This window comes from Staphylococcus parequorum (assembly GCF_039237145.1).
GTDB lineage: Bacteria > Bacillota > Bacilli > Staphylococcales > Staphylococcaceae > Staphylococcus > Staphylococcus equorum_A.
Window position 1 is genome coordinate 644160 of record NZ_CP150682.1, and the last position, 21907, is coordinate 666066.

The 21907-nt window shown below is 33.8% G+C and carries 19 protein-coding genes, 2 pseudogenes and 1 riboswitch; of the genes and pseudogenes, 13 read left to right on the forward strand and 8 right to left on the reverse strand.

Annotated elements, in window-relative coordinates; translation table 11 throughout:
- Positions 1–30 precede the first annotated feature (30 nt).
- On the reverse strand, positions 31–1401 hold the full coding sequence (locus AAA453_RS02875; RefSeq protein WP_427706139.1) for an MFS transporter: 1371 nt from the start codon (positions 1399–1401) through the stop codon (positions 31–33).
- Between the two features lie 325 nt (positions 1402–1726).
- Entirely contained in the window at positions 1727–2440 is a 714-nt protein-coding gene (locus AAA453_RS02880; protein ID WP_427706141.1) for an IclR family transcriptional regulator, read from the reverse strand.
- 262 nt (positions 2441–2702) lie between these two features.
- Between AAA453_RS02880 and AAA453_RS02885 the strand changes: the two genes are divergently transcribed.
- From AAA453_RS02885 to AAA453_RS02900, 4 genes are all read left to right on the forward strand, one after another.
- Positions 2703–3650: a fumarylacetoacetate hydrolase family protein gene (locus AAA453_RS02885; RefSeq protein WP_427706143.1), complete on the forward strand. Its 948-nt coding sequence runs from the start codon at positions 2703–2705 to the stop codon at positions 3648–3650.
- A 20-nt stretch (positions 3651–3670) separates the two neighbouring features.
- A complete protein-coding gene (locus AAA453_RS02890; RefSeq protein WP_427706145.1) occupies positions 3671–4159 on the forward strand; it encodes a DinB family protein in 489 nt (162 codons plus the stop codon).
- Positions 4160–4187: 28 nt separating this feature from the next.
- Complete coding sequence (locus tag AAA453_RS02895) at positions 4188–5300, forward strand: cupin domain-containing protein (protein WP_427706147.1); 1113 nt, start codon at positions 4188–4190, stop codon at positions 5298–5300.
- Between the two features lie 76 nt (positions 5301–5376).
- Positions 5377–6585, forward strand: a complete 1209-nt coding sequence (locus AAA453_RS02900; RefSeq protein ID WP_427706148.1) for an FAD-dependent monooxygenase — start codon at positions 5377–5379, stop codon at positions 6583–6585.
- Between the two features lie 82 nt (positions 6586–6667).
- On the opposite strand, the gene AAA453_RS02905 is transcribed toward AAA453_RS02900, so the two are convergent.
- The 3 genes and pseudogenes from AAA453_RS02905 to AAA453_RS02915 all read right to left on the reverse strand — a co-directional run bounded on the left by AAA453_RS02905 (position 6668) and on the right by AAA453_RS02915 (position 7485).
- Entirely contained in the window at positions 6668–7210 is a 543-nt protein-coding gene (locus tag AAA453_RS02905; protein WP_427706150.1) for a thioesterase family protein, read from the reverse strand.
- A 12-nt stretch (positions 7211–7222) separates the two neighbouring features.
- Positions 7223–7363 (reverse strand): annotated as a pseudogene (locus AAA453_RS02910) (hypothetical protein); the annotation flags it as partial.
- Positions 7303–7485: a hypothetical protein gene (locus AAA453_RS02915; RefSeq protein ID WP_427706152.1), complete on the reverse strand. Its 183-nt coding sequence runs from the start codon at positions 7483–7485 to the stop codon at positions 7303–7305. The pseudogene AAA453_RS02910 and the gene AAA453_RS02915, both read right to left, overlap by 61 nt.
- A 332-nt stretch (positions 7486–7817) precedes the next feature.
- On the opposite strand from AAA453_RS02915, the gene AAA453_RS02920 reads away from it, so the two are divergent.
- From AAA453_RS02920 to AAA453_RS02930, 3 genes are read left to right on the forward strand one after another with little or no spacing between them, the layout of a single operon-like run.
- Positions 7818–8798, forward strand: a complete 981-nt coding sequence (locus AAA453_RS02920; RefSeq protein ID WP_427706154.1) for a tripartite tricarboxylate transporter substrate binding protein — start codon at positions 7818–7820, stop codon at positions 8796–8798.
- 12 nt (positions 8799–8810) lie between these two features.
- A complete protein-coding gene (locus AAA453_RS02925; protein WP_069817837.1) occupies positions 8811–9254 on the forward strand; it encodes a tripartite tricarboxylate transporter TctB family protein in 444 nt (147 codons plus the stop codon).
- A 14-nt stretch (positions 9255–9268) separates the two neighbouring features.
- The gene (locus AAA453_RS02930) at positions 9269–10768 is read left to right on the forward strand and encodes a tripartite tricarboxylate transporter permease (RefSeq protein WP_277575657.1); all 1500 of its coding nucleotides are present in this window, start codon (positions 9269–9271) and stop codon (positions 10766–10768) included.
- A gap of 291 nt (positions 10769–11059) precedes the next feature.
- Here the strand turns inward: AAA453_RS02930 and panE are convergent.
- A pseudogene (panE, locus tag AAA453_RS02935) lies at positions 11060–11976 on the reverse strand (2-dehydropantoate 2-reductase).
- Between the two features lie 307 nt (positions 11977–12283).
- Positions 12284–12388: riboswitch (SAM riboswitch) on the forward strand.
- A 92-nt stretch (positions 12389–12480) separates the two neighbouring features.
- Between panE and AAA453_RS02940 the strand changes: the two are divergent.
- From AAA453_RS02940 to AAA453_RS02965, 6 genes are all read left to right on the forward strand, one after another.
- The gene (locus AAA453_RS02940; RefSeq protein ID WP_427706156.1) at positions 12481–13299 is read left to right on the forward strand and encodes a MetQ/NlpA family ABC transporter substrate-binding protein; all 819 of its coding nucleotides are present in this window, start codon (positions 12481–12483) and stop codon (positions 13297–13299) included.
- A gap of 84 nt (positions 13300–13383) precedes the next feature.
- Positions 13384–14316 carry a lactate/malate family dehydrogenase gene (locus tag AAA453_RS02945; protein WP_427706158.1) on the forward strand — a complete coding sequence of 311 codons (933 nt, stop codon included), beginning with the start codon at positions 13384–13386 and terminating at the stop codon, positions 14314–14316.
- 202 nt (positions 14317–14518) lie between these two features.
- Complete coding sequence (locus AAA453_RS02950; protein ID WP_427706160.1) at positions 14519–16384, forward strand: BglG family transcription antiterminator; 1866 nt, start codon at positions 14519–14521, stop codon at positions 16382–16384.
- A gap of 79 nt (positions 16385–16463) precedes the next feature.
- On the forward strand, positions 16464–18428 hold the full coding sequence (locus AAA453_RS02955; RefSeq protein WP_427706162.1) for a fructose-specific PTS transporter subunit EIIC: 1965 nt from the start codon (positions 16464–16466) through the stop codon (positions 18426–18428).
- Between the two features lie 16 nt (positions 18429–18444).
- Positions 18445–19380, forward strand: a complete 936-nt coding sequence (gene manA, locus AAA453_RS02960; RefSeq protein ID WP_427706164.1) for a mannose-6-phosphate isomerase, class I — start codon at positions 18445–18447, stop codon at positions 19378–19380.
- A 109-nt stretch (positions 19381–19489) separates the two neighbouring features.
- Positions 19490–20386 carry an ROK family protein gene (locus AAA453_RS02965; protein ID WP_427706166.1) on the forward strand — a complete coding sequence of 299 codons (897 nt, stop codon included), beginning with the start codon at positions 19490–19492 and terminating at the stop codon, positions 20384–20386.
- Positions 20387–20471: 85 nt separating this feature from the next.
- Here AAA453_RS02965 and AAA453_RS02970 read toward each other — a convergent pair whose 3' ends face one another.
- Both AAA453_RS02970 and AAA453_RS02975 read right to left on the reverse strand, forming a co-directional pair.
- Positions 20472–20930, reverse strand: a complete 459-nt coding sequence (locus tag AAA453_RS02970; RefSeq protein ID WP_002506578.1) for a threonine/serine exporter family protein — start codon at positions 20928–20930, stop codon at positions 20472–20474.
- A gap of 12 nt (positions 20931–20942) precedes the next feature.
- Positions 20943–21695: a threonine/serine exporter family protein gene (locus tag AAA453_RS02975; RefSeq protein ID WP_069817846.1), complete on the reverse strand. Its 753-nt coding sequence runs from the start codon at positions 21693–21695 to the stop codon at positions 20943–20945.
- Positions 21696–21907: the final 212 nt, after the last annotated feature.

The window sequence follows — 21907 nt, forward strand, 5'->3', positions numbered from 1 at the left end:
AACATTGGTTGAGATTTTTTGGTTATTAAGTTATTTAACTTCGTTTGGTACGTCTTTCGGCACGTTTTTGGCCTGATATGTTTTTTTATATTCTTCACTTGCATGCTGCATTGGTATTAAATAAAGTGCTAAGGCAGCTATTAAACCTGGAATAGCAAAAGCGATAAAGTACAACGGCATAGGTAATGCAAATGTGAGTAAAAAGCCACCCATTAGTGGTCCAATCATTCCGCCGACTCTCCCAATACCAGAAGCTGTACCTAGCGCTGTGGATCTAATATAAGCTGGGAAATATTGCGATACGAAAGCTTGAACGAGATTTTGTGAACCTATGGTAGCAGCGCCTGCGATTGCAATTAAGATATAAATAACAAATATATTAACATCTTTACCTAAAGACAATAGAGATAAAGAGATAGCGCCAGCAATGTATAATGGCACAAGTAGTTTTTTGGAACCAAATTTGTCGCATAGTCTTCCGATTATAAGTGTTCCAATGATTGCTCCAACTTGTAATACGATTAAAAATACTAAACTAGAATTTAATTCATATCCAGCACGCATCATTAAATTTGGTAGCCATGTATTTAAACCAAAAATCATTAACAAACAGCAAAAGAAAGTTAACCAAAATAAGACTGTACTGAGCGCCCGATTTTCTTTAAATAGGTCCATTAAAGGCACTTTAGTAGTAGAAACTTCGATATCTTTTATCGTATCGTTCATAGATATGTTAAGTTTTGGATCAATTTTTCTTAATGTATTTACTGCTTCTTTTTTCCTATTAGTACGATTTAAATAACTAAAAGTCTCAGGTAATTGTTTAAGTAAAAAAGGTAGTGCAAATATAGGTAAAATTGCTACCCAAAAGATTGAACGCCAACCTCCGATAGGCATTAATGTTAACCCTAATACTGGTGCAAGAATACCACCAATTGAGTAGCCACATAACACAATTGAAACTACAAGATTTTTCATTCTTTCAGGTGCAAAATCAGTTGCTAGTGCAATGACATTAGGCATGATACCCCCCAAACCTAAACCTGCTAAAAAGCGATAGATGCCAAACTGTGTTGTATTTGCAGCAAACCCACAAAGACATGTAAATAAGCTGAATAAAATCAATGTGATTGCTATGACATTTTTTCTACCAATACGATCAGCTAAAATGCCAAAACCTATAGCCCCAAACATCATACCGAATAGGCCATAGCTACTTAAAGTACCTGCTTCAATTTCGGAGAGCCCCCAATCCTCAATTAACATAGGTACTGCTGTCCCGTACAAAACTAAATCATAGCCGTCGAAAATAATAAGAAAAAAGCTCCAAAAAATTAATTTGAAATGAAATTTGTTGAACTTACTTTTATTAACTACTTTGGTTGTATTGATTTCCCCCATAAATATACCCTCCATGAAATTAAACACTAATAATAAAATATAATAATAAAACAGTATATTTATCATATTAGTGTCCTTTGTTCTTTAGTGGTGATTATATAGGTGTTTTTTTACAATTACAATGAAAAATGTGAAAATTAAGAATATTTAACTGTTATGGAGTGGTAATTCAAACTGTTAGAAAACTAAGTAGAAAAGGGGTGAGTAGCGAAATCAATATGACATTTAAAGCTTAAAAAAATCACCCATTAAAATAATTTAATGGGTGATTATATATTCAATTATTAGACTAAGCTACAGAAAATAATTTAAATTATCTTGAATATTAAAGGTGTAATCCTAATAATTTAGAAATTTCTTTTTGTTTTTCTAATAAATAATATGTATCTGGTGAGTCTACCGAATCTGGTAAATTGTCTTTTACTCCTATAACAGAAATGATTCCTTCTAATTCTTTATTAAATGTAAACACAGGGAAAGAAACAGAAGAAATTGCAGGGATCAACGGTTCTTCAGCAAAAGCAATTTGTTGATTGTGAATTTTATTTAATTCTTCATCTTCGTACTCTTTTTGAGTTTCATCAAAAAAGGTTGCAAATATTTTACCGGAAGAAGATTTCGGGGGGAGTACTGTACCAATTTGTGCACCAATATTTAAAATACCTTCTGCATGCCAAATTTTTGTAACGACTGGGCCTCGTCTAGTGATTACTGAATACAGCACTGTATTATTATTGTGACGGCCAATTTCTTGTAAGTATGGTGTCACAATAGCTAGAGAGTCTAAATTACCCATTGCCGACATACCCAGTTGTATGAGTTGGTTCCCTAAATGATATTCACCTGTAGCTGGATTACGATAGACTAATTCATTATTAGCTAAAGTATTCATATACTTATATAAGTTACTTTTCGTAATAGAAGTAATTTGTTGAATCTCACTAAATTTCATAGGAGATTTAGATTTCTGTAAAACATTCAATATTTTAATACCTGTATCTAAAGATTGGATATAGTCTTTACTCTTTTTATCCGCCATTTATTACTCACGCTCCTTCATGCAACCAAATTATAGCACAATATTCTACCACTATACATTTCCTAAATTTTAGTTTGAAATAATAACTTTTTATACTAATAGAAATGAATTACTACGAAAAGGAAGATTGACAATTTTCTGACAATTAATTATAATTGTTTACAAATGGTGAACTCATTATCACATGAGTGGAAAATCATTAGAAAAAATAAGTTTTTATTGATAAAGAAAACTTAAATTTTAAAACAAAGGGAGATATTTTATGAAACTGATTACTTTTAAAACAAATGGTTATTCTAGGTTAGGTACATTAACAGAAAAAAATGAAGTAGTAGATTTAAACTACGCATTTCAAGCTTTATTACAAAGCAAGGAGAAATATCGTAGTGAAACGATTGCTGAAGCATATGTTCCATCTGATGCGAAGGGGTTCATTGAAGGTGGAGAAGAAAGTTTAAACTATGCTAAAGAAGCAATCGAGTTTGCACAAGCTAAACCAGATGTATTTAATCATCAATTAATTTATAAAAAAGAAGACGTGAAAATAGAGGCGCCTATTCAAAATCCAGGAAAAATGTTTTGCGTAGGACATAATTATGAAGAACACATTAAAGAAATGGGTCGTGACTTACCTGAAAATCCAGTAGTATTTGCTAAATTTGATAATACAATCGTTGGTCCAGAAGACGATATTGTTCATTATCCTATCTCAGATAAATTAGATTATGACGCAGAACTTGCTTTTGTAATAGGTAAAGAAGCAAAAAACGTACCTGAAGCAGACGCACTTAATTATGTAGCAGGATACACAATCGTTAACGATGTGACTTATCGTGATATTCAACAAAGAACATTACAATGGCTACAAGGAAAAACAGTAGATGGCACAGCGCCAATGGGGCCATGGATTATGACTTCTGATGAATTACAAGATCCAGACGGATTAGAGTTGGTACTCACTTTAAATGGTGAAGAAATGCAACGTTCAAATACATCTAATCATGTATTCACAGTTCAAAAATTAGTTGCTTTCTTATCTGGATTAGCAACATTGAAACCAGGAGATATCGTTTTAACAGGTACACCAGGTGGCGTAGGTTCAGCACGTGATCCACAAGTATTTATGAAAGATGGCGATGTCGTAAAAATAGAAATCGATAAAATAGGTGCTTTAGAAAATAAAGTAGTTGCAGAAAATAAACAAAAATAAATTTGAAGGAGGCATATAAAATGTCGAAAATAGAAACGTATATCGAATCAATTCAAAGTACTTTAGATAATATTTTAGAAGTAGTAGATGGTTTGCCAGAAGAAACGATACGTTGGAATCCAACAGAAGATGAATGGTCTATTTTACAAATTTTAAATCATGTTAAAGAAGCGACTTCATATTGGTTAAGCGAAACTGAAACAGTATTATCAGAACCAGGTTCAAAATGGGGAAGAGGTTTGAAAGATGAAGCTAGATTAGAAGCAGTGTCTAACCCAGAAGCATTAAATGTTGAAAATGTTATACAATCAATTTCAAATTTGAAAGACGAAGTAAATGAAAGACTTTCAAAAATTGACGAAAGCCGTTTAACAGAAGAAAATCCACATCGAAATTTCGAAAAATTTGGTAATAAACCTGTTTCATTTATTATTGAACATTTTATTGACGAGCATATTGAAAAGCATCTTGGACAAATTAAAAGAAATTTAAGTAAAGTAACTGAATAAAATCATATTATAAAGGGGAGATTTTTTTATGGCAGATAAAGGAAGTTTCTTACAAGACAATGACGTAAAAGATTTCACACGAGATATTCAACAATATAATTTAGGACCACTTTGGGAAGCTATTCCTGAAGTAATGAATAAGACACCACAATCACAGGCACAGGCTTATTTATGGAGTGGGGAATTGTTGAAGAAGAAATTATCAGAGGCAGCGGAAATATTTACGCCTGACAGAGGTGGCGAGCGTCGTGCTATCTATTTTCAAAACCCAGGTTTAACTTATCGTCAACCATGGGGACATGTATCAACAACTCAGACGCTTTATGCAGCAGTGCAATTATTACAACCAGGAGAAGAAGCTCCTTCACATCGACATACGCAAAGTGCACTCAGATTTATAACTGAAGGAGAAGGCGCATATACAATTGTTCAAGGTGAACGTATATTTATGGAAGAAGGGGACTTTTTAACAACGCCTAAAAATTTATGGCATGGTCATGGTCATTTAGGTGATGAACCAATGATATGGATGGATGCGTTAGATATTCCTACTATTTATAATCTAGGTGGTACTTTCTTTGAACCATACGAAGATGGATTGCAACAACCTGATGTTCCAGATAACTTCTCTGAAAAAAGATATCGAGGTGGAATGGTACGTCCAATTGGTGATGACAAATTTGATGTAGCACCACTGGCTAACTATAAATGGGATCGTACTGTAGATGCAATCAACGGTCTTATGAACTTTGAACCTGATCCATATGATGGATTTACAGTTGAATATATTAATCCGTCAACAGGAAAATCTGCTAACCCAACGGTCGGCTCTAGAATGACACATTTACCTAAAGGCCATCATACAAAAGCACATAGACATACACACTCAGTTATATATTGTGTGCATAGAGGATCTGGTTATACCGTTATTAATGGTATGAAATTTAATTGGAAAAAAGGGGATTACTTTGTAGTTCCAAACTGGAATTGGCATGAACATGTAGCAAGTGAAGATTCATATTTATTCTCAGTTAATGATATTCCAATTATGGATCGCTTTGAGTTAGAAAGAGGAAATAGTTTAGAAGAAAACAAGGGGCATCAAAAAATAATTAGCGAATTTACAGACGATTTTCGTTAATAACATTACATGATATAAAATAACTTAATCATAATAATTTTTTAAAGTTGATTTTTAAAACAAGGGGGTAAACATCATGAGTAATGAAAATAAAAAAATGATCATTATTGGCGGCGGTATTGGAGGTTTAGCAACAGCTTTGGGTGCTGCTCAGAATGGAAATGATGTTAAAGTTTTAGAAAAGGCACCAGAAATCAAAGAAATTGGCGCGGGTATTCAACTTGCAGCGAATGGTACAAATGTATTACAAAAATTAGGCGTAATGGATAAGATTAATGAAGTAGCTGTTTTTCCAAAACGGTTAGTATTAATGAACGCATTTACGGGTGAAGAATTATCTGCGCTAGATATCGATTCAAACTATCGTGAGAGATATGGTGCACCTTATATCGTACTTCATCGTTCTGATTTGCATCGTATTTTATTAGAAGCATGTGAAGAACATCCTGGTATTGAATTATCTACAAATCAATACATCAAAAACATAGAAACAAAAAACAACGGAGATGTAAAAGTTATAGCTAAAAATGGTGATAGCCATGAAGCAAATGCTGTTATCGGCGCAGATGGTTTATGGTCTACTACACGCGGTTATTTAATTGATGACGAACCTATTTGTTCAGGATATGTTGCATATAGAGGTGCAATTCCAATGGAAGAAGTTACTAATATTGGTAATCTGGACGACGTCTATATGTGGATTGGTCCTGATATGCATGTTGTACAATATCCAGTACGTAAAGGTGAACTTTATAACCAAGTTGTTGTATTTAAAAGTAAAAACTATCAACCAGGTAATGAACTCGCAGATGACTGGGGTACACCAGAAGAAATGGATGAAGTATTCTCAGGAACATGTGATAAAGTGCAAACTGCAGTTTCCTATATTTCAAGACAAAAAAGATGGCCAATGTTTGATCGCAAGCCAATTGATAAATGGTCAGAAGGCAACTTCACATTGATGGGCGACGCGGCGCACCCAATGCTACAGTATCTTGCTCAAGGCGCATGCCAAGCTTTAGAAGATGCATCATTCATGGCTGATATGTTAGAAAAACATGAAACAAATTATGAACAAGCATTTAAAGAATTTGAAGAAGAGCGTAAACCACGCACCACATTTGTACAAGAAAATGCACGTGTATGGGGCGAAATCATACATGGTAAAAATAAAGTGAATAATCTATTAAGAAACGCAATTTTGAAAGCGCGTACAGAACATGATTATCAATATGTAGATCAATATCATGGTGGGCATTTTCAAAATGAAGAAGTAAGTCATTAAAATATTTCATAAATTGAGCTATAAAGCATCTATGTCGTAGATGCTTTATAGCTTTTTTTAATTCTTATGAAATTTAAGATAGTTATTCTTTATAATAAACAAATTGGCTCGTCGTCGCGAGTAAAATTCCATCATAGCTCCATATTTCTCCAGTTTGATCAAAGAAGCCATCATAGAATTTTAGCGCACGCGTATGACCTAAGACTTCTCGATCGCCATGTGTTTTAAGTGTTTCTGAATCAGCATGAAAATAAATGGTAAGTGAAACTGTTCCAATCGGTACCATTTTTTCACGACGCACCCAAATACGTGGAAAGAAAGCATCACATATTGAAGTAAGTGAGAGAAAATCGAGGTTTCTCTTTGGATTGTCTTGTATCCATTGAAGCGTCGTTGAATCATGAGCATTGTTAGATTGTGTTTGTGATAACGCGAGTGGTGCCCCTTTAATAATTCGTATATCATAATTCTGTAACCAAGGTGGTGCGCCCTCTATAGAAGGAAGTGCAACTTTTTCAGCAGCTGGTACATTAGGGAAAGCTATCTCGGTAGTAGACCAAGTATCTCGTCGTTGAGCAGTAACAGCCGTTCCAGTAATGACAGTTTTATCATTTTGAGAAAGCACAATATACCAATGCTGAGTGGATCTATTTGTTCGAGTTGGTGTTGCTATAATATTAAAATCGCCATCAGCTACAGGTGCTGCGTAGTTGATAGTTAATGATGCGGTTCTCCTAATCGTTCTGGATGTTCTAAGACGGCACGAAGTAACGTAGATGCAATAACACCACCAAACGGCCCAATCATATTGGCATACTTTTCGGACGTATGGCCACTATAAACACCTGGCGTTTCTTCAGTTAGTTGTGTAGCTTTATCAAATGGATGATTCTGTCCCATAGTAAATCCCCCCCCCAAAAATTATGCGTTTAATCCTTATTAATACATATTTGATTAAAATAGAATTTTAAAGAAAGCATTATACTTAATATATCCTGTTTCTACTGTGATTAAGCATTTATTTTAACTACTAGATAAAGTATTATAACGAAGATTATTGATTCCCTTTTTAAATAATACTTAGCACTTTTATTAATATTTTAATATAACTTTTAAAATGTTAACTTTCAAATAAGAAAAACATAAAAAGCATAAATTAATGTTTTAATAGACTGAATTATCTGATAATATAAAGTTAGTTTGTAAACGCTTTCAACAAAAGGGGGATTAGGATGAAAAGATGGGGGATTTTAATTGTCATTTTTTCAATTGTGCTAGCAAGTTGTGGCAAAGATAATAATTCGAATGCGTCAAATAAGGAATTTCCCAATGAAACGGTAGAAATTGTTGCACCGGCTTCTCCAGGAGGCGGGTGGGATACAACAGCTCGTGCCATTCAAAAAATTATGATTGATGAAAACTTAACCAAGCAAAATGTCAATGTTATTAATAAACCTGGAGGTGGTGGAGAGGTAGGTTGGCAATATTTAAAATCACGTTCACCGAACACCATATCTATTAATTCTAGTTTATTATTATCTAATAATGAATTAGGGCTAAGTGATTTAAGTACAGATGATTTCACTCCTATTGCTATTTTAGCAACTGAATGGATTAGTTTAACAGCATCTAATCAATCTAATTTAAGCTCTGGTAAAGAAGTGATGGAAAAACTAAAAGAAGATCCAGAATCCTTAACTATAGGTGTTGCACCAGGTTTAGGAAACAATGATCATTTAGCATTTGTTCAAGCAGCAAAAGAACAAGGTGTTGATGTAGAAAAAATAGATTTCCTTGTGTATAAGAGTGGAGGAGATTTACAAACGGCTTTATTAGGTGGTCACGTAGATGTTGCATCTACTGCAGTCTCTGAAGTTAAAGAACAACACCAAACTGGGAAATTAAAAATGTTGGCAGTCACTGCAGATAAACCAGTTGAAGGTATTGAAGAAGTGCCTACTTGGGAAGAACAAGGTGTTGATGTCGTATTTCCACATTGGCGTGGGGTCATGGGACCGAAAGATATGACACCACAACAACGTGAATATTGGGATACTACAATGAAAAAAGTAGTTGAATCTGACAGATGGCAAGAAATAAGAAAAAACAATGATTGGGAAAACTTTTACAAAGATAGCGAAGAAAGTGAAGCGTTCTTAAAAGAACAACGCAAGAAATATAAAAAATTAGTCGAAGATTCAGGTCTGAAATAAGGGGGAGTATAAATGTCACGACTTGTCTTTCCAGTATTATTAATATTATTTGGTGTAGTTTATTTAGTATTAACAATTAATATACCAAAATCAAACATTGGAGACCCTAATAGTCCGATGTATTTTCCAATGTTAGTTGGTTTATTACTTCTTATAATGAGCATTGTTTATTTTTATCAAGAGTTTAAAAAACGTCACGAAGAATTCACAGCTTTTTCACAATTACTAGAAAGAAAAACATTTATACGTATCGTTTTAACAATTATCTTAACAGTGATATACGCTTTAATATTCGAACGTCTTGGTTTTTTAATTTCAACAATTATATTCTTAGGTGCGATTATGTTCTTAATTAATGGATATAAAAGATGGTTACAAAATATTTTAGTTACGGTGATTTTTTCTGGCATTGCATGGTACACATTCGCACAATTATTGAATGTCAGTTTACCTTAAGGAGGGTGATTTAAATGGGGATTGATGCAGGTAGTTTTTTAGAAGGATTATCAACTGCGTTTCATCCGATGAACCTTTTATGGGTACTTATCGGTGGTTTTCTAGGTACAGTGGTAGGTATGTTACCTGGATTAGGACCTGCGACTGCGGTTGCAGTACTGATACCTGTGACATTCGGTATGGAACCAGTAAGTGCACTGATTTTGATGGTTTCAATTTATTATGGCGCCATGTACGGTGGCTCGAGAAGTTCGATTTTATTAAATACGCCAGGTGATGGTTCAGCGATTGCAGCTACATTTGATGGTTACCCGATGACCAAAAATGGAGAGGCTGGTAAAGCACTAACTATCTCAGCTATAGCTTCATTAATAGGTGGTATTACTGCAGTGTTTGGTTTTATCATTTTAGCTAAGCCATTGTCTGCCTTCGCTTTAAAATTTGGTCCACAAGAATATTTTTTACTATTCTTATTTACACTTTCAGCTATTGTAACTTTATCATCTGGAAAGATGGTTAAGGGGTTTATTGCCACGAGTATCGGTTTAATCGTTAGTACAGTAGGTGTTGATTTACAAACAAGTATTTATCGTTTCACTTTTGACATACCTCATCTAAGTGAAGGTATCAACTTCTTAGTAGTTATCATTGGTGTATATGCAGTAGCAGAAGTGTTATATAATTATTTACATTTAGATGCATTGAAACCACCTAAAGCTGATGTAGGATCAATGAAATTATCAAAAGAAGATTGGAAACGAACAAGAGGTGCTATGTTTCGACAAAGCCCTATTGGATTTCTAATAGGTGTTTTACCAGGAGCTGGTGGCTCTATTGCGGCAATGTTAAGCTATTCAACCGAAAAACAAATTTCTAAAAATGGTAAGAATTTTGGGAAAGGTCAAATAGAAGGTGTAGCTGCGCCAGAAGCTTCTAATAATGCTGCATCAGTAGGTGCTTTAATACCATTATTAACGATGGGCGTTCCAGGCTCAGGGACAACAGCTGTGATTTTAGGTGCGGTAGTTATGCTAGGCTTACAACCAGGGCCTTTATTATTTGCAAACGAACCTGAAACGATATGGACACTCGTTAATAGCATGTTTATCGGTAATATATTTTTAGTGATTTTAAACATTGCTTTAATAGGATTGTTATTAAAGATATTACGTACACCGCCAAAAGTTTTATATCCACTTATTTTGGTGCTAGCGTTTATCGGTACATATACATTAGGTTATAGTATAACTGATTTCTATATTTTAATTATTTTCGGTATTATTGGATTAGTTATGAAATTATTAGATTTTCCACTTGCACCTTTGATTTTGGCAGCAATTATAGGTTCAGATATGGAACAGAATTTCCGTAAAAGCTTAATAGTTAGTAATAACAATGTAGGAGATATATTTTTGGGATCCCCAATTAGTATCGTTTTATCATTGATGACTATTTTAGCGTTGTTCTATCCGCTGATTATAAATGGTTTCAAAAAATTAATGATAAAAAAATAACATAATGAAACTTTTCAATATGTTTTATTATGAATACTTTCAAAACATAAATAAACCAAGTGCTTTTATAGCACTTGGTTTATTTTTTATAGGTATTTTTCCTTGAGACAATCTTTCTTTAATAATAAAATTATTTTTGTTTAAATAAAGTCAGTGATTTGTGCCGACTCCGGCGGGAAAAGCACTAGCCGAAGACTACAGGCTGAGGTGTGCCCGCGGAAAGCGTGCACAAAAAAATGCCAACAAAACAATAGATTTTGTCGACACTCTGAAATCAATAATAAATAGTTATTATTGAAGCATTTCTTTATATACTTTTTGGTTTTGATAAACAGTAGTTAGTAGAGGCGCATCTATTTGGTATGATGCGCCAAATGTAACAAATAACCTTGTAAATGATCTGCTTCAATATTTAATCCTTTTTCCATATCTCGTTGCATAGAAGTCTTGAAGTGATAAGATAATTTCGGCAGTGATTTCATATATTGATCGACGATATTATCCGAAATGGGCGCATTATGTGCACGCATAATTGAAGCGGCTTCGTTGTATAGTGACTCAATAAAATCTACGCCTCCCACGCTATCACGAATTGGTCCAATTGGCGCATGCATGAGTGTAGTAAGACTTGATAGTACAGTGATCATTAAATATTTATGCCACATACCTTGCTGGATATTTGAACTTAAAATAAATTCAGCCTTAGTATTTGAAAAAGCTTGAGCAATTTGTTCAGCACGTTCACTTTGGTCGCCATTCAATTCACCAAAAAAGAGTTTGTCAAAAGGACTTGTATGAACGATTTCACCTACGGGGTTTATCGTCGTTTCAATGACACAATAGCCACCCATGACTTTATTGTCGCCAAAAGTTGACTGTAACTTCGGTAGATGTGCGATTCCATTAAGTAATGGAATAATCACCGTATTGCCATTAACAAATGGTGTTAAATCTTCAAGGGCATGTTCTAAATGATAAGACTTAGAAGACAAGAGTACTACATCAAATGGTTTCACGCGGTCTTTTCTTGTAATAAGTTGAGGGTTAAAATGATAGTCACCTTTTTCGCTATGAATAGATAGACCATTTCGTTCTAGATATGCTTTTCTTTTTGAACGTACTAGAAATGTAACGTTTTGACCACCTTCAGCTAGGCGACCACCAAAGTAACCACCGATACCACCTGCTCCTAAGACTAAAATTCTCATTATTATGCAACTCCTCATGTTATGTATTGTTTCTATCTCGTTAATGTATATATACCACTTCATAAAATTATTACGCATACTTTTATATATATTTTATATTATTATTGTAGATGTATATATTAAATTAAGGTATTATTCTTTCTTTAAACTCCTCAAATTATAAAGTTATTTATCAGAATGATTATTGTTTCACATGGAACGAAAGTGAAAATATTTATGAAAGCAAATGATTTAGAATTTTCTAAAAACTCATTGACTAATCATGATCGCGATGCTAGGATTAAAACAATCAATTGCATATGATTTACTCTTATCTAGAGTGGTGGAGGGATGTGCCCTATGAAGCCCAGCAACCGTCGTTTTTGAAATGGTGCTAATTCACAGAAAGTAATTTTACTTTCAAAGATGAGAGAAGGTGGATACTTTCTCTTGAAAATGAAGAGAAAGTATTTTTTTATACATAGCTTTAGTCGTAAAGTAAAACAAATTATAAGGAGAGATTTGATGAAAAGGGTTATAAGTTTAGTTTCATTATTAGTATTAGTAGTTATATTGGCAGCATGCGGAAATTCAAAGGGCGAAGGTGAAGATAAAAAAATCACGATAGCAACATCTCCAGCACCACATGGCGAAGTGCTTAAACATGCTAAAAAAGCAATGAAAGAAGAAGGTTATGATTTAGAAATTAAGACGGTGAATGACTATAAAGTACCTAATAAATTATTGGATAAAGGCGATGTAGATGCAAACTTTTTCCAACATGTACCTTATCTAAAAGCTGAAAAAGAAGATCATAACTATAATATTGAAGAAGTAGGAAAAGTCTTAACTACGCCAATGGGTGTTTACAGTAAAAAATATAAAGATATTAAAGATATCCCTAAAGGATCAACGATTTATGTATCGAACAACCCTGCTGAAGAAGGACGCTTCTTATCATTTTTTGTTGATAAAGGCTTAATTAAAATTAAAAAAGGTGTAAATATTGAAGATGCAAAATTTGAGGATATTGTAGAAAATAAAAAAGATTTAAAATTTAATAACAAACAAGGCGCTGAATTTCTACCTAAAACATATAACAGTAAAGAAGGCGCGGCAGTTATTATGAATTCTAACTATGCTATCGATAACGGTCTAACACCACATAAAGATTCGATTGCAGTTGAGGATAAATCATCACCATTTGCAAATATAGTTGCCGTTCAAAAAGGACATAAAAATGATAAAAAATACCAAACGTTAATTAAAGTACTACAATCAAAAGATACACAAGACTTTATTAAAAAAGAATACGGTCAAGATGTCATTCCATATGAAAAATAAGATATAACACAATGCGTTTGTTACATTTTATATAGTAGTTAAAAGTATCATATATTAATATTCTATAGATAAGGTAGGGATAAAATGTCCAAAATAGGAATCATTGGACTTGGTAAAGTAGGAAGCCAAGTACTCACAGACGTCCAAAATTTAAATTTATTCTCAGATATTGTATTAATTGATACAGATACAGAAAGAGCAAGTGGTGAAGCACTGGATCATTTGCACACGCAAGGTTTACCGAATTCAACACACATCAATATTCGAGAAAGTAGTTATGAAGATTTAGCTGATGCATCATTCATTGTGATTACAGCGAGTGTGCCAACAGATCCTAATGAGGGCGATCGTGTATTGCTTGCGAAAGGTAACCGAATTATGATTGAGGAAGTCATGAAACAAATTAATCAAGTGACACAAGATGCGATTGTTATTTTAGTTTCCAATCCAGTAGATACAATTACTTATATGAGCAATGCATCTCAATATCCTTCTCATAAAATAATGGGTACTGGAACAGCTTTGGAAACATCTCGCTTTAAAACATTGATTGCGAAATATTACCAAGTTGACCCTAAGAATGTTGAAGCATTTGTGATTGGAGAACATGGACAACATGCAGTGCCAGTATGGAGTAAAGTTAGAATTTATGGCATGACATTAGATGAATTTGAACAATTGACGCATACGTCACCAATCGATAAAACACGTATAACTTCAGAAATTGATCAGGTATCTATGGATGTGTTTTATAAAAAAGGATGGACAAATGTAGCGATATCGAAAGTAGTTAATTATTTAATACAAGCAATTGCATTAAACCAACAGACCATCATGCCGTTAACTTCAATAAGTAATGAATATGGTTTGAATGAGAGTGCCTTTAGTCTACCTACATTAGTGGCACGTGAGGGTATTAAACAGAGGTTTGAAATTCAACTCAGCCAAACAGAAATTGAACAGCTTAAAGTGGCACATCAATATATACAACAAACAATTAGTAAAGTAACAAACTAATAATTGAGAGATAGTAACGAATGATAATTTCAGTTGCTATCTCTTTTTTATTTAAAACAATAATTTACAGCAGAAATTAATGCAACGTTATGCAAACAGTGAACTCCTTGCTTATATAATGAGTTATAGCTACAATGTATTTGATATTATAGGAAGCGCTTACTAATAAGGCGTGTAATAATGTGGAAAGTGCGGTGCAGCTATGCAAGAAAGACATGCTAAACTTATTCGTTTAATATTAAATAATAACAATGATTATTTAAGTGCAAACGAAATAGCGAACTACTTGAATGTTTCCAACAGAACTGTACGAAGTGATATTAAGTATATTAATAGCGAGTTAGTGGAAGAACTTATTGTTAGTGTAAAAGGTAGAGGATATAAAATGAATCGTACCTTATATAGTGTGGAACAATTGACAGAAATCGTTACAGCATTTACGAATAAAGAAAGTGAAATACTGTTGAAATTAGGCTATCAGTTGCTAATGCATCAACAACCTATGACCATTGATCAATTGGAAAACGACTTTGATTTAACAAAATCAGAAGTAAATGACTATTTAAATAGAATACAATCATGGTGTACATCATTTGATATTAGTGTAAACATTACTAAGAAAAAAGGTATCACAGTTAATGGTAACGAAATGAATATAAGAAATGCGATTCTGCATTTAAATCAGCTCTCGACAAAAGACCAGACCGTAGAGCAATTCATTCTAAATGAAATACCGGAAGCACATATTCAAATGATATTTCAAATTATTAAAAGTAACTTAAGTGATTACCAAATACAAACTTCCGATATTCGAATTCGACAATTGCTTATACATCTTATTATTATATTTAAAAGAAACAATGACGATGATGCTTCGTGGGTTATAGATGAAGAATCACAAATTATAGCCCAACATTGTATAGACGAAATAAATCAAAAATTAGCATATGGGTTAAGTGATGAAACTGCAAAATTGTTTTCATTTTTTATTAGTTACTATTTTAATAAATACGATTTAGGCTTAGAAAAAGTGTTCGTTAAAAGTTACATCGATAGAATGATATATCAAATGGAAAAAAGTGTAGGAGTGAATTTCACCCAAGATAAAGCATTGCGAGACAATGTTTATTCACATTTTAGTAGAACCTATTTACGCATTGCTAAAAATGTCTACATTAACAATCCATTAACGGAAGATATTAAAAAACATTATCCTTTTGTTTTTAACACCTTATATGAAACTGTAAATCATCTGTCTAAAGACGCAAAAATAAATCTAGTAGAAGATGAAATTGCATTTTTAGCATTACATTTTCAATCATCCATAGATCGTAATGAGAAAAATCGTTTTAATATCGTAATTACTTGCTATTATGGTTTGGGTATTTCAAGTTTATTGGAAGCTAAGATAGCAAATTTAGATGATAGGATATACGTGATAGATACATTGAAGTTAGAAGATGTGTCACAGTATGATTTTTCAGGTGTCGATTCTTTAATTACGACACACTTTGTAGATAAATCTCAGGTGCCAGATACATTGCAAGTAATGGAAGTTTCGCCACTATTTTCCAACGAAGATGCTAATAAAATTCAATCCTTTATACGCCATAAGCAAAATCCTGTGCTAAATCAGGATGAATTAGCAGCCATTCAATTTGATGTACACTCAGACAAACAAGAGCTAACAGAAGCATCCTATGTATTTGAACAGGCGCAAATTATTTTCAGAGACAACCATTCAGTTACCGAAAAATATATTCAAAGTGCTTTAGAAAGAGAAAAATTTTCTTCTACTTTTATAGGAAAGGGTATTAGTATTCCCCATGGCGACCCTGAAAAGGTGCTGAAATCACACGTGGTCATTTTTAAAAATATGCAGGGTTTTGGCTGGAAACAAAATAGGGCGAAATTAGTCTTTTTCTTAGCAATAGCAGAACAAGATATTCCAGCCATGAAAAAAATCATTCATACGATAGCTAATTTAACTGAAAATGATGTAGATCAGTTGCTAGTGCTTGAAGATCAAATTTTAAAAGATAAAGTAATTCAGTTAGTGAAAGAATAATTGCCACTACCAACGGCAATTATTCTTTTTTATATGCTTATGAATGCGTTTACAATTATAAGTAAGGAGGATGAACGTTATGAAAATTTTAGCGATAACATCGTGTCCAAATGGGATAGCACACACGTATATGGCTCAAGAGAAATTAGAGCAAGCAGGTAAAGAAATGGGTGTAGACATTAAAGTAGAGACGCAGGGAGGCGTCGGTGCTGAAAATGTTTTAACAGCGAAAGAAATTAGAGAAGCGGATGGGATTATCATTGCCGCAGACCGCCAAGTAGATTTATCTCGATTTGATGGGAAATTATTAATTAATGAAAGTGTTCGAGAAGGTATTCATAAACCACAAGAACTCATTCAACGTATTATCGATAAAGATGCGCACATACATCATGACGCTAATGCGACAGGCACTTCTAATCAAGATGATGAAGAGCAAAAAAGCGGCGTGCAAATGATATATCAACATTTGATGAATGGTGTTTCATTTATGGTTCCATTTATCGTTGTTGGTGGACTATTAATGGCGATTGCATTGACTTTAGGGGGCAAAGCTACACCTGAAGGTTTAGTAATACCAGAAGATTCATTTTGGAAATCAATTGAAAATATTGGGAATTTAGCATTTAGCTTTATGGTCCCTATCTTGGCAGGTTATATTGCTGTAAGTATTGCAGATAAACCGGGACTTGTGCCAGGGATGATCGGTGGTGCGATTGCTGCTGATGGTAGTTTTTATGGTAGTGACGCAGGTGCAGGATTTTTAGGTGGTATCGTAGCAGGTTTCATAGCGGGTTATATTGCAAAATGGATAAAAAATATTAAAATACCAAAAGCAATGGCTCCAATTATGCCGATTATCATTATACCGATAATATCTTCACTTATCGTAGGGCTCATTTTTATTTTCTTAATTGGCGCACCGATTGCTAGTATTTTTGAAGGCTTAACGACATGGCTGAAAGGTATGCAAGGAACAAATATCGTGATTTTAGCGTTGATTATTGGCGCAATGATTGCTTTTGATATGGGTGGACCAGTAAATAAAGTTGCATTTCTATTTGGTTCAGCACTGATTGCTGAAGGAAACTATGCGGTAATGGGTATGGTTGCTGTTGCGGTATGTACACCACCTATTGGTCTAGGTCTTGCAACATTTATCAACAAACGCAAGTTTAATAAAGGTGAAGTAGAAATGGGTAAAGCTTCATTTACAATGGGATTATTTGGTATAACGGAAGGTGCGATTCCTTTTGCTGCCCAAGATCCTTTACGTATTATACCTTCTAATATGGTAGGAGCCATGATTGCTGCGGCGATTGCAGCAATTGGTGGTGTAGGTGATAGAGTAGCGCATGGTGGACCTATCGTAGCTGTGCTTGGTGGTATTGATCAAGTGCTCTGGTTCTTTATAGCAGTAATTGTAGGTAGTGTTGTGACAATGTTCTCAGTATTGACACTAAGAAGAAAAACACCAGCAATAGCTGGAGATGCAGCGCATACAGACGCAGGAATGGCTGCGCAAACTCAGAATGATACAGAAGTAGCAACGCAAAATAGCGCTGAAATAAGCGAAGATAAACAAGCAACAACAGATGACGAAATTGAAGTGTTTCAGCAAGAGGTAATTGAAATATCAGAGAAGAAATTGACAAGAGACGAAGCAATTGAACATCTTGTAGGTCAATTAAATAAATATGATTATATTACAGATATGGAAAGACTGAAAGCAGACGTCTTAAAACGAGAAATGGAGTCGACAACGGCTATAGGCATGAATGTGGCAATTCCTCATGCTAAATCAGACGCAGTGAAAAAACCAATCGTAGCAGTTATGAATAATAAACAAGGCGTGAATTGGGATAGTTTAGATGGCACATTACCAAAAATTGTTTTCTTAATTGCAGTACCAAGTGATAGTAGTGATACTCACTTGAAATTGTTACAGCGTTTATCTAGAGCGCTAATGGATGATGATATCCGTCAAAGTTTAATCGATGCAACACATACAGAACAAATATACGATATACTAAAAGAAATATAAGTGGAGGTATGCGCATATGCCATTATTCTTACAACCCGTTTTTCAAGAACGTATATGGGGCGGTACGGCTTTAAAATCATTCAATTATGACATCCCTAATGAATATACAGGTGAATGTTGGGGGATTTCAGCACATCCCAATGGACCGAATATAATTGAGAATGGTAAACATAAAGGTAAAACACTAGAAACAGTATGGAATGAAGATAAAGCATTATTTGGTGAAACTGGTGATGCTAAATTTCCTTTATTAACGAAAATATTAGATGCAAACGATAAATTATCAGTTCAAGTCCATCCAAATGATGAATATGCACAAAAATATGAAGGTGAATATGGCAAAACAGAGTGTTGGTATATTCTAGATGCACAAGAAGATGCAGAGATTATTTATGATGTAAACGCTAAAAATCAGGATGAATTAAATGAAATGATTGATCAACAACAATTTGATACCCTTTTTAAAACAGTAAAAGTACAAGCAGGAGATTTCTTCTATGTACCAGCTGGAACAGTACACGCTATTGGAAAAGGTATTATGATTTTAGAAACACAACAATCTTCGGATACGACATATAGAATATATGATTATGATCGTGTAGATAAAGATGGAAACAAACGTGATTTGCACTTAGAACAGAGTAAAGCAGTAATTCATCTTTCAGAAGACTCACCTAATACAACGCCAATATATGAAAATATCCAAGGACAGCAGTACACACAATTTGTGTCCAATGATTTTTTCACAGTTGAACGTTGGGTAATCGATGGTAACTTAAATTATAGAAAACCGCAGGACTATTGTCTTGTTTCAATTGTTGAAGGCAGCGGACAAATCATTGTAGACGGAAGCGACTACAGTTTAAACAAAGGTGCGCACTTTATACTGACAACAGAAGACGATGAGATTCAATTTAATGGTGACATGACGATGATTGTCAGCCATGTATAAATAAGGAGAGGCGAGATGAATTTGATTTGTCACAAGGCAAATTGGTTTTGTCTGTGCCTCTTTTTATACATAATTAAGATAAAATAATAAATGATGGAGTTGGTGCTTGATGTTGAAAATTTGTGTTGATATTGGAGGAACTAAAACGATTGTTGGGCTTATCAATGAAGACTTAGAAATCGTAGCGAGTCAAAAATTTAAAACGAATAAAGATGTGCCAGAAAAGGAATTCAATGAAATTATAAGTCTGGCGAATGACTATATAACAAATTATAAGGACGTCGATAAGACTGTTTTAAATATTGCGATGCCAGGGCCGTGTGATTATACTCAAGGCGTATTTTTAAACCCACCTAATTTGCAAAAATATAATGGATTTAATGCGGGTGCTTATATAACGCAGAATAGTGAATTTAAGCCACAATTTGTTAATGATACGGATGCTGCAATTTTAGCAGAACATCAGTATATAAAAGCACAAACTGAGGATTTTATTTATTTAACGATTAGTACAGGTGTTGGCATGGCCTATATGAAACAAGGACAATTAGTTTCTGGCGTTGACGGGAATTTTGGTGAGATTGGCCATACAGTAATTAAAAGTGATAGCAGTTACCAATGTCCTGTCTGTAAGCAATATGGCTGTGTTGAAAATGAAATTTCCGGTTTAGCGATTAGCAGAAAAGCGAGTGATATTTCACAAAGAGAAGTGAGTACGAAAGAAGCTATTGAAATGTACGTCCAAGGGGAAGATGAAACAATAATTCAAATGATTGAAGAAGTGTTAAAACTAACTCAACAACTGTGTACAAATTTATTTAGTGTATTTAATATTTATCATATTGTATTAGGTGGTGGCGTGACACAAAGTGCATTGCCTTATAAAGAAAGTATAGAAACATATGTAAAAGCACATCATTTAATACGCAATAGTCCGATTAGTATTAAAATAAGTGATTTAGAAGCCAATGTATTAACGGGTTTATATTTTGTGAATGAATCCTAATAAAAGACTACACATGTATTGTATTACTATCAAATAACGTTTTTATAAACCTATTTGAAGTGTATAACAATAGTGTGTAGTCTTTTTAAAGTTTATTTCTTTTAATAGCTAAGTATTTTCGTATATTCAATGTTTTAGATAATTGATCTGAAATCAACAAACCTAAAGCAATTGCACCTGCTATCAAAATAGCGCGAATGAATGTGTTAGTCGCGTCAGTAAAATTAAGCGTAACGAGCTGTTGTGTCGCACTGAAAGCAATACTACCTGGAACAAGTGGAATAATGCCAGGGATCATAAATAGCACAACAGGCGCTTTATATATTCGACTCATAGTATGGCTGATTAAACCTAGTGTTAAACTACCCAATAAACTTGTATATATTGTATCCATTTGTCCGTGCTCGCTTAAAATAAAATGGACGATATAACCCATGGCTCCAGCAAATCCAGCAGGAAGAAATACCTTTTTATGCGAATCGTAAATCACGTTGAAGAAATAGGAGGCGCTGAAACTGCATAAGAATGTAATTAAAATAGTCATGAAGAATCCTCCTTAAAATAGTGAATACGCAATTGCTATGCCTGAACCAATCGCAAAAGCAATAACTAATGCTTCCAAAAATTTTGCTGTAAACATAAGCATGTGACGGCCAAATAAATCTTGTATTGCGGTTGTTATTAATACGCCAGGAACGATTGGCATAACTGAAGCAAGCATGGCAGGTCCAAACATATTATCAACATTGAATAATTTAGACCCAAAGATAACGATTGTTCCTATTACAAAAGAGGCTACAAATTCAGGGATAAACATAGTCAGTGACTTGCTATGCATAAATTCTACAATTAAAAATCCTGTAGCACCAGCTATGATTGCGGTAATCGCATCTGGCCATGTACCATTTTGTAAATATAAAAAGCTCAGCGAGATAATGCCAGCTGCTATCCCTTTCTTCCACAGTGGAATTGTTACTGATGTGCGATCTATATTTTTTAAAAGGTCGTAAGCTTCTTCTATAGATAATTGATTACTTGTGAGTTTCCGTGAAATTGCGTTAACTTGAAATATTTTCAATAAGTTGGTGGTATTTTTATTAATACGCAAAATGCGTGTATCGTGTTCTTCACTTAGTGAAAAGTTGATGAACACATTTATGACATATCCTTGGCTATTGTAATAGCCCATACAAATTGCTATACGACGCATAGTATCTTCAACACGTGATACTTCAGCGCCAGAGGACAAAAGTATTTTACCGGTAAGTAATATGACATTCATGGTTATTTTATCTTTTTGATTATCCAAACATGCACCTCCCACTTATTGGCTAATTATTGTTATTATCCCAATATTAATTAACAAACACAAAGGTAAATCTCTTTATGATATAGAATAAAGGCGTTAAAATATAAAAATTACACATACAGGAGACTTCGGTTTGTGTGGTAGGATAATAGCGCGCAGTCTAAAAACGCCCAAACAAATCAAAGTTGGGCGTTTTTGATGTTATATATTTT